A 17,078-nucleotide genomic window follows, 5' to 3' on the forward strand; every position below is an offset into this window, starting at 1 on the left:
GCAGAAAAAGACAATTCTAAACCAGGATATTCTGCCCCATCAAATGCTCTGAAGGGCGCGTTTTGGTAACATTATAAAATGTGTTGCTAAAGGAGGACAAGCTTTGATAACCGCATAAAAAAGCTATATCAGCTAAAGAATGTTCATTTCCAACAATGAGTTTGAAAGCCTTCGCCATTCTCAACAGTTTCAGGTATTGCAGAAAAGAAACACTTAAGGTTGACTGGAAGAACCTTGACAAGGTTCTTTCGCTAACTCCAAACTTTGAGCTGATGCTTTGCAGCGTATGGCTTTCGGAAAGGTTATCTTCAAGGTGTGCCAGTATTTTAAGCATCCGTTCATTTTCTGTAAAGGGCAAAGCAACCGAAAGCGCCTGGTTACTTACCTGCGACAGGATGTTTTTAATACTTTGTAAAAACGTAAACCGCTCATCATCCGGCAGGATATGCGCATTCCATTGCTCCGTGAACCGGATCATCTGGAAAAGGAGGTCATTTATAGGGTAGATCCCGACTTTGCTATAAAACTCATTTTGTGAATCTCCATTGGTATGAAAAAACAATGTCCGGCATTTAGTTGCCGGATTACCTATCGTAAACGTATGTTCCACCCCTGCCGGGATCCAAAAATAATGCCGTGCAGGTATTACAAAAAGCTTTTCCCTGAACCTTATATATCCCAATCCCCCTTCAACATACGTTAGCTGACTTTTAGAATGCTTATGAAAGGGGATAAACTTTTCGCATTTCTCATGCATCACAAATATCGAATCCTTATACAATTCTATCTCTTCAAGAGATGCTATCAAACTCATTTTATTTATCTTATCTAATTTCTGAGTTCCGGAAACCGGCTCAGACAGTTATTGAAGTCCTGAATTTTTAAACAATGAAAAAAGAATGATCTACCCCACATGACAGGAGTAGATACATTCAAATCAAAACAACAATTAAACAACAATTATCTTCCGAGGGTGTCTCATTCAATAATTTTGGCACCTCATTATTAGTTTCTTTTAAAATTACTTAAGCCTGATTTCGCTTAAGCTGCATCCCTGCGCCACCATCGGGAAAACATTATTCTCCCGCGTTACCATCACCTCAAGCAAAAATGGACCTTTACTATTCATCATTTCATCCAAAGCACCGGGTAAATCTTCACGGTCAGAAACACATTTCCCCGCAATGCGGTAAGAGGCCGCAAGGGCAACAAAATCCGGGCTCTCGAGGTCTGAAAACGAATACCTGCTCTCGCTAAATAACTCCTGCCACTGGCGGATCATCCCTAAATAGCGGTTATTCAAAACGATGATCTTAATATCTATTTTGTTTTGCATGATAGTGCCTAATTCCTGCAAGGTCATTTGAAAGCCACCGTCCCCGGCTATGGTGATTACAGTTCTGTCGGGTGCGCCATATTTTGCGCCGATTGCGGCAGGCAGGGCAAAGCCCATTGTGCCTAAACCACCGCTGGTTACATTACTTCGGGTTTTATCCATTTTTGCATAACGGCAGGCCACCATTTGATTTTGGCCAACATCCGATACGATGACTGCTTCGCCTTTGGTAAGCACATTTAAGTGACGTACAACTTCACCCATCGTTATTTCGCCCGAGGCTGGGTTTAACTCGGGATTGATAACGATATCAAGCTCTTCCTTATAACGTGTTTGAAACTCCGTCAGCCAGGCAGTATGTTCTTTTTGCTCGATCAAAGCAGTGAGCATTGGCAAAGTTTCCTTACAATCGCCCCAAACGGGCGCTGTTGCTTTTACATTCTTATCAATTTCGGCGGGATCAATATCCAGATGAACCACTTTGGCTTGTTTGGCATATTTATCTAAGCGACCTGTAACCCTGTCATCAAAGCGCATTCCAATCGCAATCAGTAAGTCACACTCGTTGGTTAATACATTGGGGGCGTAATTGCCATGCATTCCCAGCATGCCAACGTTAAGCGGATGATTGCCCGGGATTGCACCCACGCCCAAAATTGTCCAGGCACTCGGGATACCCGACTTTTCTATAAATACTTTAAACTCTGCCTCGGCACCACCTAAAATCACGCCCTGCCCCCATAACACCAATGGCTTTTTAGCCTCGTTAATTAATTTGGCTGCCTGTTCAACATATTCCGGGCGAACAATCGGTTTTGGCCTATAGCTCCGGATATGGTCACATTTGGTATAACCCTTATAATCAAACAACTGCAACTGCGCGTTTTTGGTTATGTCAATTAAAACCGGCCCCGGCCTGCCGCTGCGGGCGATATAAAAGGCTTTGGCTAAAACAGCCGGAATTTCTTCAGCATCGGTTATTTGATAGTTCCATTTGGTTATCGGGCCGGTGATATTGATGATATCTGTTTCCTGGAATGCATCAGTCCCCAACAGATGCGCGTAAACCTGCCCGGTTATACAAACCACCGGGGTGCTGTCTATCATGGCATCGGCAATACCTGTTATCATGTTTGTTGCACCGGGCCCGCTTGTTGCAAGGGCTACTCCTACTTTTCCTGATGTGCGGGCATATCCCTGAGCGGCGTGAATTGCGCCCTGCTCATGCCTAACCAAAATATGTTCGAGCTTTTCGCTGTAATAATATAATGCATCGTATATCGCAATATTAGCACCTCCCGGTACACCAAAAAAAGTACCGACACCTTCGGCAACCAATGCTTCTAATATGGCTATTGATCCTGAAATTTGTTTCGTTTCGCTTATTATTGCCGTTGCTTCCTGTTGTTCAGTTTCCATTGCTGCCTGTTATTTGTGTGTATACTATTATTTAAAATGGTCTGTTTATGCCCTAATTCAGTTAAATTCACCTAATTCGATCGGATTATTTTCTACTTTCTCAAGCTCAAATACAAATTTAGACCGCTCATTCCAGTATCTTATTTCAGAAACAGCCAATCTTTTTATCATTCCGGCCATTAACATGATCAAGTGAAAATGCCTCAACCCTGAATCATACATCTGTCAAAGGCACCATCATGCGCTTATTCCAGTGTACATACGTTTTACTAATAGCAGGAACAACCAGGATAACAAAAGCCAGAACCAGCATTACCACCGCAAATACCATAAAAATAGCCCTGTTAGTTAACAGCTGACTTTGTTGTGTTAGATTTTGCCATATAGCTGCATTTGCTAAACCCGAGGCCTGCTCTGCTGTGAACCCTTTTGAAACATACAGCGCACGGTAAGTATTTAAACGGGTAACCATATTTTGATTTTCGGGTGTGAGGTAAGCAAGAAAGCCCTCTTTAAAATATTGGTTAAAGTATAGCTGCAGGTTATAAAAGCCCGCAAATGAATTTGCAGTCGCGCTAAAACGGGTACAGGCAGCTATGATCATACCGCTTGCTCCTGCAGACGCAGGGGCCGACGAAAGCACACGGATCATGATAGGAACAAACAAAAGGCCCGAAGCAACACCCTGTACAAATACAGGCAGGAGCAGATCAGTGAAGGACAAATCGGGAGTCAATAAAAAGCTCATCCAAATGTTGAATGCTGCCAACAATACAAACCCTGCTACCAAAAGCACTTTAATAGTAACCTTTTTGGCAAGCATCATCCGGATAGAAAAAACCAACAGACCTACCATCCCCACTATATTACACATAGCAAGTACCATCACCTGGAGCGTACTCCACTTAAGCACTCCGCCCGCGTAGCTATAAACCAGGCCGATACTATCCTTAGTACCATAATAAATGGCAAGCAAACAAACAGCGCTTACAAAATTCCATGATTTAAACACACTAAGATGGACAACCGGCCTTTTGACAATGCTTTGCCTGTATAAAAATAACGATGCACCAATTACAGTAGCAATGCTGCTGTAACGGATCCGCGGGTCGGCAAACCAATAGTATTTAGATCCGTAAATAACGGTGTAAGCCAGGGCAAGGGCGCTAAAGGCAAATATGACCATCCCACCCCAGTCAATCTGGTACAAAGGAAAACGTTTATGCACCGATACACCTTTTAACATTAGCAAAGTGATGAGCAAGGTAACGAGTTGGAAGCCGATCAGGTAATAGTACGTTACTTTCCAATCTGCCGATTCTACCACCGCGCCGGCAAGCAACCCTATCAAAACTGTGTTGCTAAGCAGGGTTCCATAAAATACTGCCGGTGCTATGGTTTGCACCCGTTCCTGGGGCAAACGCGAAAAGATCAGCAACAGGCCAAATACAATCACATTACCTGTAACAATCCCCTGAAAAAACCTTATAATAAGAAACAAATTGATATCACGGCAGTACAAACAGGCAACATTGAGTACTATGGCCAGCATCATACTGGTCAATAAATAGCCCCGGGTTTGAAAGTATTTGAAAAAGCGAAACTGTACCGGTAAAACAGTAATAATACCGGCGTAGGTTGACATTACTCCAAACTGGATATCCTCAGGCTGTGCACCGAGGTATGCCACCATGTAACTTTGGGTAAGTACAAACATCCCCAGCTGCACCAGGCCCGACAGCAAGATCATAAACAACGCAATGCGTACGCCCCAATGCCAGCCTGTAATCCAATCTTTAAAATATACCGATTTCATGATTACGATTTCTTTTTAACAGCCACGGTAACATTCATACCAGGTACTACGCTGGCTGATTGTTCATCTGCAAACTCAATCTTTACCGGCACGCGCTGAATGATCTTAACAAAATTGCCTGTAGAATTGTCCGGAGGTAAAAGGGAAAAACGTGAACCGGTAGACCCTGCAATAGCCAAAATCCTCCCTTTAAATACCTTGTTATCTATGGCATCCACGCGAATCTCCACTGGCTGCCCAACATACATGCCGGCTACCTGCGTTTCTTTATAATTGGCGGTGATCCATTTTTCCTTTTCATTAATGATGCTCACCAATGGCTGACCGGGTTGGATCTGCTGACCCTCCAAAATATTTTTACGTCCCAGCCTGCCTGTATATGGGGCACGGATAATGGTATAAGATAAATTAAGCCTTGCCAGCTCCAGTGCTGCTTGTTTCCGTTTTACATCTGCCTGCAATACGGCAAAGTGAGTTTTCAGCTCCGCTATTCGCGCTTCGTTAGTCTTCAGGCCGTTTATGGCGGCGCTGTAATCGCTTTCTGCCACATCATAATGTGCTTTCACCAATTCCAGATCGGCGCCGGTTGCGGCTTCTTCTTTCACCAGGTTGGTGTAACGCCTGATATCCTGTTGCTGCTGCACATATTTGGCCTGTGCTCCTTTGATCTGATCCTGGTTGATATTTGTACCTGTTTCGGCCGAACGGATGCCGGCTTCAAGCACGGTTAGCTGGGCATGGGCATCATCCATAGCGGCTTCTGCAGCCTCCAGTTGGGCCCGGTACTCCCTGTCATCCAGCATAACCAGTGTATCGCCCTGCTTAACCAGTTGGTGCTCGTTAAAGTAAACGTGCTGAATATAACCACCCGCCCGCGCAGATACCGGGTTAATATATGACTCGACCTGGGCGTCGTTAGTTTCTTCGTAGTGTTCGCTGTATTTCAGGTACTGAAAAAAATACACAGCCCCTGCAACTAACAAAACTGCCGCAATAACCGTGATAATAATATTACCCGGATGCGTTTTATGATTTTCTCTTTTCATTTTTTTAAGTGTTGATTATAAATTCCCGCTGGTGTAAAGAATATGGTAATAAATAGCAAGCGCGTCGGTTTGCGCCCTGATTAAATTGAACCTCGATTCCTGGTACAGGTTATCTGCATCCAGCAGATCTGTTAACAGGGAAAGTTGATTTAAATATTTAGTATTTACTATCCGGTAGTTGACCAGCGCCTGTTCTACAGAGTGCTCATTAACCGAAATCCTGTTGAGTGCTTCGGCATATTTTACATAATAAGCCCTGGCCTCCGTTTTCACATTATCAGTATAAGCCTCCTGCCGCACCTCCAGTTCTTTAACCCGGAGTTTGCCCGCAGCTACTTTGCTTTTATTGTGATAAAGCGATGAAATACTGTACTGTGCTTTCAGCCCCACAAACCCGAGGGCATAAGCCTGGTTAACCGGCGGGAACACCAAAAAATTGGGATAATTAATGCCATAGGCGCTGTAAAAGCTTAAACCTGGCATGTTAGCGCTTTGGATTCCTCTCAGTCTGGCCTTTTGTGTCTCCACATTTTCGGCTGCTTTTTGCACACTGTATGATGACACCCCGGCCGCATCTATAAGCGGAAGTAGTGAACTTAATGCAGGCTTAGGCATCCCGGCCGAATCAACCGGCGAAATCCGCACAGAATCAGGAACATTGATCAGCACATCTAATTTCTGGTTAGCAATTGTGATATCGTTTTCATTTTGCTCTAAAGAAAGCTGAACGTTTGATAATGTAACTTCTGCCCTCAAAACATCACTCCTGGTAACTTTTTGATTTTTGTAAAGCGTATTAATATTGCTCAACCGGGTTTGCGCCCTTTTAAGCTGATCAAGGATAAACTTCTGCAAGTCATTAAGCTTAACAAGGTCAAGGTATTGATCAGCCGTTTGTAAAGCAATATTTCCCGACTGATCCAGGGCATTCAATTTTGCCTCGTTTAAGTGCGAAGTCTGCTCTTTTTGCAATGCCCTGAGCTTTCCGCCGTTGTAAATATTAAAGGATGCCTCAACCCCTAAATTGGCAGCATTACGCGTAGGTGGTGTAGATATTGTAATTGAATGGCTCAGCCCTTCTGAAAAAAGCGTCAGGTTTGAGAACCGCTGATATGAACCACCAACATTAATAGTTGGCAATGCTGCTTTGAAAGCATCTTTACGGTCTTCACCGGCAGCGCTTTCTTCGATATTAGCGGCCTGTACCCATCTATTTTGAGTTTTAGCAAATTGTACCGCTTCTGCAAGCGTAAGTTTATAGCCATTGCCGGGGCGCTCCTGAGCTCCCGATATGATCGGGTTCAGGATAAAAATAGTCGTCGCAAAAGCGAAAACTAATAAGATATAAATTTTTAAACTTGTCATGATTCATCCCCCTGTTAAAGTTTTGATAAGACAAATTTCCGGTTAAACAGCAGGTAAAAGTCGACCAAACTACTTCAATGTTCGTCGAAATGGCTTATATCGATCTAAGAAGCCGTTTAAAATTGCAAATATTCATTGCCGTTGGTTTTAACCAACGGTAATAAGTTGAAAAGTCTTGGCTTTAGCCTAATTATGCAAGCGGATTTGGGCTGAAGCCCCTTATGCTACTCATTATTCCGTTGGTTAAAACCAACGGCAATGAAGCTTTATTTACCTGTAATAGATATTCATAAATTTTAAACAGCTTCTAAAAGAAGAGATAAAATTTAATTGAACTTTTTACGGTACTCAACCGGCGACATCCCGGTTGCCGCACGGAAGAATTTTCCGAACACAGACTGATCTGAAAAATTCAGCATCCCGCTGATCTGGGATACAGTGAGTGTTTTGTTTTGCAGCAAAACTTTAGCCTCCAGGATAATGGCATCATCGATCCATTTGCCGGCAGATCTGCCAGATTGCTTTTTAATTGCCGCCGAAAGAGATTTGGGTGTTAAATGAAGATGATCTGCATAAAATTCGAGCTTGCGTTCCTGCTTATAATTATTGCTGAGCAGATACCTGAACTTTGCAAATAAAGGGTGAGATTTTACTGAAGATGACGTACCGGAGATTTGTTGCCAATGATAAGCGTCAACTTCATAAACGAGGGCAAAAATATAACTCCGGATAATATCGGCCTGGTTATATCCGGATCCGGATTGCGTTAGTTGGATGAGCTCATAGATCTTGCTGAATTTAGTAAGCCCCGGCTCCTTCAGTGGTAAAACGTGGAGATCGCTGTTTTCAAAAAAGTCAAACCTCGACAGAAAAAAAAGATCAGCGTGCCGTTCCAGTAAAAATGAGTCTTTGAAAAATATAACATCCATTTTCAGCAAGTCGCTGTTCTTGGTGAAATACCGGATAACCGAAGGGCCAAGGGTAATAATTGAAGGCGCTTTAACTTCCCACGATGCGAGGCCGGCATTCAGTTTCACGCCGCCCTCTTTTATATAAACAATCGCATAGCTTTCTGCCCGATAAGGCTCTTCGTGATAAGGGCGATCACCTGAACTCACAAAAAGATATTCCTTGCTGGTATCGGGCACAGCGAATAGCCTGCTGTGCCTCGAAAGAGAAAAAGTTTTCATGCTATCCATCAGCACAAAACTACAATATTAAGTGTGCTTTCTCCCTTTATACTTCAGCCCCGTTTAAGCCGGGTTTGATTTCGGAGGCATGTTATTCAACAATATGGTCAGCTACTTTTTTTACTGTTTTTTTCTTTACGCCGGTCTTGTCACTAACAATACCAGAAGCCAGATCTTTAGCTTCGTCTTTTAATTTATGCTTAATAGATTGGATCACTTCGCCCCCGCTTTCGGTTAAAAACAAATAAGCTAATGTGCCGGCCAATACCGCACCTGCGGCCACTGCAACGATCAGCCTGGTATTATCTTCTTTTTTAAATAGATTTTTCATAATTGTTTAACAAAACAAGCGACCAATTGTTAGTATAAAAAATGAGGAATTATGCCATGGTACAACATAATTGCCTGTTAATGTTAAAGCTTGTGAGGCCTGCTAATACCCAATTTCCTGATTCTGGAATTAAGAGTTGAAGCATTCATGCCAAGAATATCAGCAGCACCGCCCTTCCCTGAAACCCGCCAGCCACACTCTAACAAAACCCGCTGAATATGAGTTCGTTCATTTTCTATTCTTGTTTTATCCGGCCTTCCCGTAGTGGCCGAAGCTTTAAGCAAGGGAGGAATTTTTGTTATTAAAGGGCCATCGTTGATAAGCATACTTCTGAATATAAAATTTTCAAATTCCCTGATATTTCCCGGCCATTCATAATTCAAAAGTTCAGACAAGACATGCTCTGAGACATCAGTAATGGCATTGCCAGCCTCCTCAGCATATTTTGAGATAAAGTGTCTTGCAAGCATGGGAATATCCTCTTTTCTTTCCCTTAGGGGTGGCGTTTTTATCGGAAATACGTTCAACCGGTAATAAAGATCAAGGCGAAACTTTCCGTTTGCAAGTTCCTGCTCCAGGTTGCGGTTCGTTGCTGCGATGACACGCACATTAATTTTTTTGGTTTTACCTCCTACCGGCTCAATTTCCTTTTCCTGTAATACCCGCAAAAATTTTATCTGGTCATCTGCGGGCAATTCTCCAATTTCGTCGAGAAAGATTGTCCCATCATTTGCCTGTTCAAACTTGCCGATCCTTTTTGTTAAGGCGCCCGTAAAAGCGCCCTTTTCATGCCCGAATAACTCCGGTTCAATAAGATTGGCAGGAAGTGCAGAACAATTGACTACAACAAACGGACTATTATTCCGGGCAGAAAGTGCATGAATTTCCTTTGCAACTAACTCTTTTCCCGTACCGCTTTCGCCCAGAATTAAAACAGCGATATTTGACCTCGCAGCAATCCTGATCTGTTCATACATTTCCCTCATTGCCCAGCTATTACCAATAATCGAATTCGGGATTTCATCCTCTGCTTTTGTAAGGGCTTTCTTCGGAGATGGCTCTTTAAGTATTCCGCTCTTTTTTTGCTTGTCGCGGTATAGTGCAATGTCAATCATAACAAGCACATCCTTTTCACGAAAGGGTTTAACGAGAAAGCCATAAGGCTCTGTTACTTTAGCTTCCTCAAATGTTTTTCTATTGGAATTTGCCGATAAATAGATGAATGGTATATTCCTTTTGTTCAATTCCCTTGCCAGATCAATTCCTGTTTGATCACCTTTGAGAATTATATCCAACAAAACAAGATCGATATGCTGGTCGGCAATTGACCGTAAACCCTCCTGAACCGATCTGGCTACGGGCGGAACGATGTAGCCTGATTTCAATAGCGTGCGCTCAAGGCTATGTGCCTCGATAAACTGATCTTCGACAATTAATATTTTGGGTTTCACGATTAAATTTTTTAGGGATTGCGTTTTGTACTTTTTGAAAATCTGATGTCGAATTGTGTCCCTTTTATATTTTTTATTTCAAGTGCTGCTTCAAGGTCCTGGCATAACCCACGGATCATTTTGAGACCCAGTGAGCCCCATTTAAGAGGATCGTTGCTCAGGTTTATCCCGATTCCATTATCCCCGATTATAAGCTGTACCTCTTCTCCGGCTTCGTCCAGTTTAATACTTATCACATTGTTTTCCTTCCGCCCAACAAACGCATGTTTTATAGCATTGGTAATTGCTTCATTTACAATTAACCCTATTGGTATTGCGGCGGAAATATCAACATTCAAAGGTTTCAAATCCAAGCGATAGCAAATTGGCTGGTCGCTTCTTAAGCTCTCTTTCAAATAACCAATTAAGTCTTCCAGGTAAATTTGAAGGTTAATAGTTTCAGATTCATCAGTAAGATAAAGTTTTTGATGAATAAGTGACATGGCATAAATGCGGTGCTGACTGGTTTCTATAGCCTTCAATGCGTCATCTTTAAGAAATTCGGCCTGTATCTGCAACAGGCAAATAACGGTATGCAGGTTGTTTTTAACCCGGTGATGCACTTCCCTTAGCAGCCATTCCTTATCCTGCAATAACACTTGCAGTTGTTGATTTTTCTTTTGTATTACAGACGACATTTGTAATTTTCTCCGGTATTGCTTGTAATAAATGGCGCCAACCAAAGCAAAAGCAATTGTTCCGCAAATACTTATATTTCTAAACGTTTCAGCATTCCTTAGATTTGCATGTTCAAGTTGCTCGCTTTTGGTTAGAAGCTTAATCTCCTCACTTTTTTTATCCGCCTCATATTTATTTTGCAAATCATGCATGGCGGCCACCTTAGATTCCTGGTAAATGATGTCGTCGCATCTTTTGTTTGCCCCAAGATATTTCATTGCCGACTTATAATCGCCTAAAGCTGAGTCAGCAAGGAAGAACATATAATAAAGGTGCCCATTACTTTGCACAGAGGCCTCATTTCGTCGTTTTAGTGCCTCCTGCAGATAAGGGAGCGCCTTTTGGTATGCCCCGCTTTCAACGTAAAAGAAAGCTAATCTATGATAAGTTGCTTCGTCCAGGTCCTGTACGGATTGGGCCAGGTGGAACTCCTTTAAAAAATACCTTTCAGCTTGTTTGTAATTTTTAAGTTTCAGATAGCAATCACCAATATCCCCGGCTTCAATTAGTTTGGATTGATAGGTTCCAAGATGATATTTTGGATAGGACTTCTGAAAAAATATCAGTGCATTTTTATATTCTTTTTTGCTTATCATTATTTGGCCTATTGCCTCTATCGACTCTGCAAGCGTGGTTTGAATGCCCGGGAAAAGTATGTAACATTTCATGGCCTTATTATAATGATCTGCCGCGTCCTGAAACTTTCCCGTATTGCGAAAAATAAAGCCCAAAGCATAGTTTGCATCTCCAATACAAAGGCTATCCGATTTATTTTCAGCCTCCCGGACAGCCTTAATCCCAAACAACAATGCCTTGTCATAATCACCCTTTTGATTATAGAGATTTGTTAATTCAAGGTCTAAATATTGAGGCGGTATACAGTGATTTTTCCCTGCTTTTGAAGCAGCGGCAAGTAGTATTTGCTCCGATTCAACGAAGCGGCCCTGTTGAGCCAATATGGAACCTTTGATCCCCGAAATGCGAATGCCGGTTGTGCAGTCATTGAATTTATTTGCCAGGGCAGCGGCAGTGTCAAGATATTGGGAAGCCTTTTGAAAATTTGATGACGATGTTCCTTCCAAACGCAGGCGGTATTGGAAAGCAAGCATGAGCAATAAATCAATCTTAGCCTTATCATGTAAATCAGGCAGCTCTTTTTCCGCATCCGTTATCCTGCTAAGCTGAATTAAAGCATCGGCAATAAGTAAAACCGCTTTATTAAAGTTATCCCTGTCATTTAATTTGGAAGCCTGTATTTTGGCCTGCCTGGCATAGATCAAACATTTTTCTAATGCCTGGATCCGGTTCAACGGTTTATAATAATAAATACTTCCCAGATTTAAGAGACTCTGCACTTTTCTTTCACTTTCCGACTGGCTTTTTATTTCCTTCAGTAAGGAAACCTCCATCACAGGGTTAACACGATCTGGACACCTGTACAGTTGCCCCAATGCTGAAATATTATTTAAAAGGAAGAAGCATACTAAAAAACCGCACCGTTTTAATGACCGTCGGAGCAGTGCTTTTTTGATTCTGAAGTTCCATGAAGTGCCAACACCAATTGTTTTCCCATTTTCCATATTGAAAGAATCCCCCCTCCCAAAGTCTGAAACATTGTTAGGGTTAAGTTACAAAGAAATAGCCGCAAAAGTAACTGTTTTTTATCGTCTCATTTCAACATAATGCCTTAACAAATTTTGTTAGATATAACAAGAAGTATAAAAATAATATTTCACAAATATCTAATAAACAAACACTTATACGTTTGGCATAACCCTTGTATCCAGCCGCTCAAACAGCATTGAAAAGTTTCACAATGCTGAAAAGCAAGTGGTACTTGAGGAACGATCTACATCGGGGAAAAACACCACAAATACATTGAAAAGCAATTTGAATCAGATCAATTTGAAGGCTAAGAAAATCATAAGAAAGGGAATTTAGGGATGGGTGACGGATCAATACGGGCAATTAATTAAATACATAAATAAACAACTGATTTTAATGACGCTAATGTTTAGAAACATCAATTAAAACTATTAAACAAAACGATTATGAAAAACTCAAATGCAACTATTTTAGATGCCGCAACAGATCCGGCTATTGAACCTAAGGTAAGATCATTTCTTGCCGAATTAAACAAAGACAGCAGCCCCTTCTGGGAGCTTCCTGGCGACCAGGTCCGTTCCATTTTAACCGGTTTGCAAAACCAAACACCGGTGGATGTTTCGGGGATTACCATCGAAGAAAAAACAATATCACCCGAAGGTAACCCCATTTTGCTTTATATAGTTAGGCCTGAAGGAGTAAGCGATAAACTACCGGTATTGTTGTTTATCCATGGCGGAGTATGGAAAGCCGGCAACTTTGAAAACCACAAAAGGCTTGTACGTGATTTGGTGGTGGGTGCACAGGTGGCAGCCGTATTTGTTGAGTATACACCAATTCCGGAGGCCATCTATCCAACTCAAATTAATGAAGTGTATGCCGCTGCAAAATGGGTTGTAAATAACGGCGATGAAATAAATGTAGATGGTAAACGCATGGCAGTGGCCGGAAACAGTGTTGGAGGTAATATGTCGGCGGCCATGGCATTGATGGTAAAACACATGGGTGAGTTTGATTTATTATTCCAGGTTTTATTATATCCGGCTGTGGGTGCCGACTTTGAAACTGAATCGTATAACGCTTTTGGAACCGGCCGGTTCCTGACTAAAGCATTTATGCAATATGGATGGGATATCTACGCACCTGATCCTAAAACCAGGGCAATCCCGTATGCTGTACCGATGGCTGCTTCTGTTGAACAGTTAAAAGGCCTGCCGCCTGCACTTATTCAAACAGCCGAAAATTGCCCGCTAAGGGACGAAGGAGAGGCATATGGCAGAAAATTAAGTGAAGCCGGTGTTAAGGTAACCTCAACCCGTTACAACGGAATGATCCATGATTTTGGCCTCCTTAACGGCATAAACGATACCGCAGCCGTCAAATCATCTATCCTGCAAATTACAACAGAGCTTAAGCAATACTTGAAGTAATCGAAGCTGATTATTATCATTTCGAAGAGCAGGCCACAGCAACAAAATAACTGACACATTCATAACCAACAAATAATAACAACTAAAGGTATATTAAAATGAAAACTCAAAATTTTATCAAAACAGTGCTGCTGCTGTTAGCAGCTACGCTTAGCTTTAAGCTATCGGCACAAACAATTGATGCGGCTAAAGATCCGCGAATTGACCCGCAGGTGCGCGAATTTTTACAAAAATTGAACGATGCCGGGAAAGGGCAAACCCCAATATATAAATTGCCGGGTACAGGGCCGGCCGATGCACTTACCGCATTGCAAAACCAGACGCAGGTAGATATGTCTGGCATAGAAGTAACTGAAAAAGATATCACACAGGAAGGCGTTGCTGTCCACATCCATATCGTTAAGCCGGAAGGGGCAAGTGCCAAATTACCGGTAGTTGTATTTTACCACGGGGGCGTATGGTTAGTAGGCAACTATGAAAACCATAAAAGGCTTGTAAGGGACATTGTTGTAGGTACAGGCTTTGCAGCGGTATTTGTGGATTACTCATTATTGCCGGGATCAAAATATCCAACCCAAATCAATCAGGCGTATGCCGCCCTAACCTGGGTTGCAGCCCATGGCGAAGAGATAGGTGTTGACCCAACCCGAATGGCTATTGCCGGCAATAGTGTAGGTGGCAACATGGCAGCAGCCATTGCATTGATGGCTAAAGACAAAAATGGCCCCGCATTGCGTATGGAAGTATTGCTTTATCCGGCAGTTGGTGCTGATTTTAATACCGGATCATATAAAACATATGCAAACGGCCGGTTTCTTTCAAAGGATTTCATGGAATTTGGGTACAATCTTTATACACCAAACCTGCAGACCAGAAAAGAAATCTATGCCGTACCCATGGCCGCAACAATTGATCAGTTAAAAGGATTGCCACGCACTATTATTCAAACTGACGACAATGACCCGCTACGTGACGAAGGCGAAGCCTATGGCCGCAAGCTACTTGAGGCTGGTGTAGATTGTTCGGTGACCCGCTACATGAACCTGATCCATGATTTCCAGGTATTAAATGCCATCAACAACGTGCCTGGAGTAAAAGCATCAATCAGGCAGGTATGCACCGAACTAAAAGATGCCTTGAAATAGAAAGAATTTGATTTGATACACACCTGTTAAAACCCATACTAAAAATTTTTATATGTTTTGTACCGGCGACAAGTTATGGGATAACCATCGACCTTACGCCGGTACATAACTTTTTCAGCATAGGATTTTAAAGTATTTTATTGGAAGATAGGGAGTTACGGGCAATTATTTAATAAAAGGCGTAATTTTATAAATTACGCCTTTCCTGGTTATTGACAGGTTTATTTTGTGCTTCGAAAAAAGAAGAATGCCGCCAACACACGCGGGTTGTTGCCGCTACAGGCAATTTGTTTTCGTAGCCTTAAGAAACTTTAAGAGTTGAAAATCAATATATTGTACCTGCGACTCCCAGGATGTTATAAATAAATGGAAAAGGCGGAATTGCACCTTGTGATAAAAGAATGTTTAAGAAATAATAAAATTCATCAGAAAAAGCTGTATAAAACCTTTTATGGCTTTGCATACAGTATTGCTTTACGTTATGCAGGTGGCGGGGAAGAAGCATCCGTTATTATGAATAAGGGCTTTTATAATGTTTTTGCCGGGTTAAGCAATTATGACAAAACATCTGAATTTAAAGAATGGTTGAAATATCATATTCTCATTGCGGCTATTGAATACCTTTTCATGATCAGGCAACTTCCTGCAATGCTAATTGAATCAAAAACAAGTGATAGTAATCCCGTCTCTGACAATTTAGGAACGGGGTTGTCGTACGATGAGAAGATTCAAATGCTGAATCAACTCCCTTATCGTTGCCGGGCAGTTTTTAATCTTTTTGCCATTGATGGTTATGAACATGAAAGAATTTCAGATATGCTCCATATTTCAGTTGACACTTCCAGGCTACTTTTAGCACAGGCCAGGGAGAGTTTAAATTACTTCATGAGCTTGTTATCATGAATTAAATCAATTTGATTATTATTAGGAAGGAAAATATCCCTATTTACTTCACTGATTGCCCAAACTTTGAAATTTCCATGGCGGCCAATATAACCCTTCAGCGTTTATGGCGCCCTCATCTTTTAAGCAAAGTTACAGCATGCCCAAGCTACACGCCAGCCTTCTTCAGTATAACGCATTCTCCAACTTTTTATCTATTTTAAACAGATCATTATACTTAATAAGTTCGTCATCTTTAAGTGAGCAGGTAAGGTAAGTTATATTCAAACCCTGCCGAATTAATTTCCGTTTGTTCGTTTGTCCTGCAAATAATTTTGCTATTAATTTATCCCTTCCCCATATAACCATATTGCCGGTTCGTGATGCCCGGTTATCATCGTTACCCAAAAACTTAACCGGCAATTCCTGTTTACCTTTATTGGGAGATGGAGATAGAAGAAAAACGATTTTATCACCCTGTACACTCACACTCACAACAGAATGATTATGAGTTCCATTAACAAGAGCTGCTAAAGAAGCCTGATCCGCTTTTATCCTTAAATAATAATTGCTATCCGGTTCGTGTATTGTTAAAGTGAGTGATGGAATATTAAGTTCCACCTGGGTTTTTCTGCGGATGCTGTACCAGCGCAGGCGCTCCATATTTATTGCCATAAGGCGGATACCTGCTTCCGGAAACTCATAACAATCACCCACAAATAAGCCCGTTTGTAAATAAAGTTGATGACGAAAGTCGCGGTATGCCTTTGATTGCGGCTGCACGTCAGTGATCGCCTTAGTAAAATCCTGGCTCAGCAAAGCGGCTTTAAGTACTAATGCCGCATCAAAATCACCTATACCTGCATCAATTTTCTCTGCAGAATAATCCGGATTGAACCTCCCATAATGAAGGTTATTGATAAAAATGATAAGAGCATCAGTTAACCACATATCAAACTGCACTTTTTGCAGGCTACTTATCTGGGTATGATGATTGGTCAATAATTCTAATTGGGTATATGTTAGTTTTTCGGGATGATAAGCGGTATGGTTTAAGCCGTATTGATTTACACAATCCAATAATATCATAGCATCTCCGGCATGCATTTTAACTGTATCGGGCGCAATCCAGGCAAGTTTATATCCCAACAGGCGGTAAAAACGCGCTACCGAAAGGGGATAATACAACTTTTTTTGCTGCTTGCCGAGCTGCTGCCGAATGACGGGAGTTATAGCTGTATCCACGCCAACAAAATGATATGAAACAGACCTTGCCGCCAACCCTAATGAACTAAACATCAAACACAGGCAACAGCTTAGCTTTAAGAGATTTTTCATACAAAAG

Annotated in this window: 13 protein-coding genes; 3 read left to right on the forward strand and 10 right to left on the reverse strand. The window is 41.8% G+C overall.

The annotated features are described in order from the left end of the window. Positions 1–16: 16 nt before the first annotated feature. The 9 genes from ACFFGT_RS08580 to ACFFGT_RS08620 form a co-directional block, all read right to left on the reverse strand. Positions 17–814, reverse strand: a complete 798-nt coding sequence (locus ACFFGT_RS08580) for an AraC family transcriptional regulator (protein ID WP_377022107.1) — start codon at positions 812–814, stop codon at positions 17–19. Between the two features lie 207 nt (positions 815–1,021). Then, positions 1,022–2,755: a biosynthetic-type acetolactate synthase large subunit gene (ilvB, locus tag ACFFGT_RS08585; protein WP_377022108.1), complete on the reverse strand. Its 1,734-nt coding sequence runs from the start codon at positions 2,753–2,755 to the stop codon at positions 1,022–1,024. A 214-nt stretch (positions 2,756–2,969) separates the two neighbouring features. Further along, a complete protein-coding gene (locus ACFFGT_RS08590) occupies positions 2,970–4,571 on the reverse strand; it encodes an MFS transporter (RefSeq protein WP_377022109.1) in 1,602 nt (533 codons plus the stop codon). Positions 4,572–4,573: 2 nt separating this feature from the next. Further along, positions 4,574–5,617: an HlyD family secretion protein gene (locus ACFFGT_RS08595; protein WP_377022110.1), complete on the reverse strand. Its 1,044-nt coding sequence runs from the start codon at positions 5,615–5,617 to the stop codon at positions 4,574–4,576. 15 nt (positions 5,618–5,632) lie between these two features. Next, a complete protein-coding gene (locus tag ACFFGT_RS08600; protein WP_377022111.1) occupies positions 5,633–6,982 on the reverse strand; it encodes a TolC family protein in 1,350 nt (449 codons plus the stop codon). A 326-nt stretch (positions 6,983–7,308) separates the two neighbouring features. Further along, on the reverse strand, positions 7,309–8,172 hold the full coding sequence (locus ACFFGT_RS08605) for a helix-turn-helix domain-containing protein (protein ID WP_377022112.1): 864 nt from the start codon (positions 8,170–8,172) through the stop codon (positions 7,309–7,311). Positions 8,173–8,263: 91 nt separating this feature from the next. Continuing rightward, entirely contained in the window at positions 8,264–8,503 is a 240-nt protein-coding gene (locus ACFFGT_RS08610) for a hypothetical protein (protein ID WP_377022113.1), read from the reverse strand. 83 nt (positions 8,504–8,586) lie between these two features. Continuing rightward, entirely contained in the window at positions 8,587–9,954 is a 1,368-nt protein-coding gene (locus ACFFGT_RS08615) for a sigma-54-dependent transcriptional regulator (RefSeq protein ID WP_377022114.1), read from the reverse strand. Positions 9,955–9,965: 11 nt separating this feature from the next. Beyond that, entirely contained in the window at positions 9,966–12,080 is a 2,115-nt protein-coding gene (locus ACFFGT_RS08620) for a tetratricopeptide repeat-containing sensor histidine kinase (RefSeq protein WP_377022115.1), read from the reverse strand. Positions 12,081–12,722: 642 nt separating this feature from the next. Between ACFFGT_RS08620 and ACFFGT_RS08625 the strand changes: the two genes are divergently transcribed. The 3 genes from ACFFGT_RS08625 to ACFFGT_RS08635 all read left to right on the forward strand — a co-directional run bounded on the left by ACFFGT_RS08625 (position 12,723) and on the right by ACFFGT_RS08635 (position 15,754). After that, positions 12,723–13,706 carry an alpha/beta hydrolase gene (locus ACFFGT_RS08625; protein WP_377022116.1) on the forward strand — a complete coding sequence of 328 codons (984 nt, stop codon included), beginning with the start codon at positions 12,723–12,725 and terminating at the stop codon, positions 13,704–13,706. 98 nt (positions 13,707–13,804) lie between these two features. After that, positions 13,805–14,851, forward strand: a complete 1,047-nt coding sequence (locus tag ACFFGT_RS08630; RefSeq protein WP_377022117.1) for an alpha/beta hydrolase — start codon at positions 13,805–13,807, stop codon at positions 14,849–14,851. A 366-nt stretch (positions 14,852–15,217) separates the two neighbouring features. Beyond that, positions 15,218–15,754: an RNA polymerase sigma factor gene (locus ACFFGT_RS08635; RefSeq protein ID WP_377022118.1), complete on the forward strand. Its 537-nt coding sequence runs from the start codon at positions 15,218–15,220 to the stop codon at positions 15,752–15,754. Positions 15,755–15,919: 165 nt separating this feature from the next. On the opposite strand, the gene ACFFGT_RS08640 is transcribed toward ACFFGT_RS08635, so the two are convergent. After that, entirely contained in the window at positions 15,920–17,071 is a 1,152-nt protein-coding gene (locus ACFFGT_RS08640) for a L,D-transpeptidase scaffold domain-containing protein (RefSeq protein ID WP_377022119.1), read from the reverse strand. Positions 17,072–17,078: the final 7 nt, after the last annotated feature.

Source organism: Mucilaginibacter angelicae (assembly GCF_042434235.1).
Classification (GTDB): Bacteria; Bacteroidota; Bacteroidia; order Sphingobacteriales; family Sphingobacteriaceae; genus Mucilaginibacter; species Mucilaginibacter angelicae.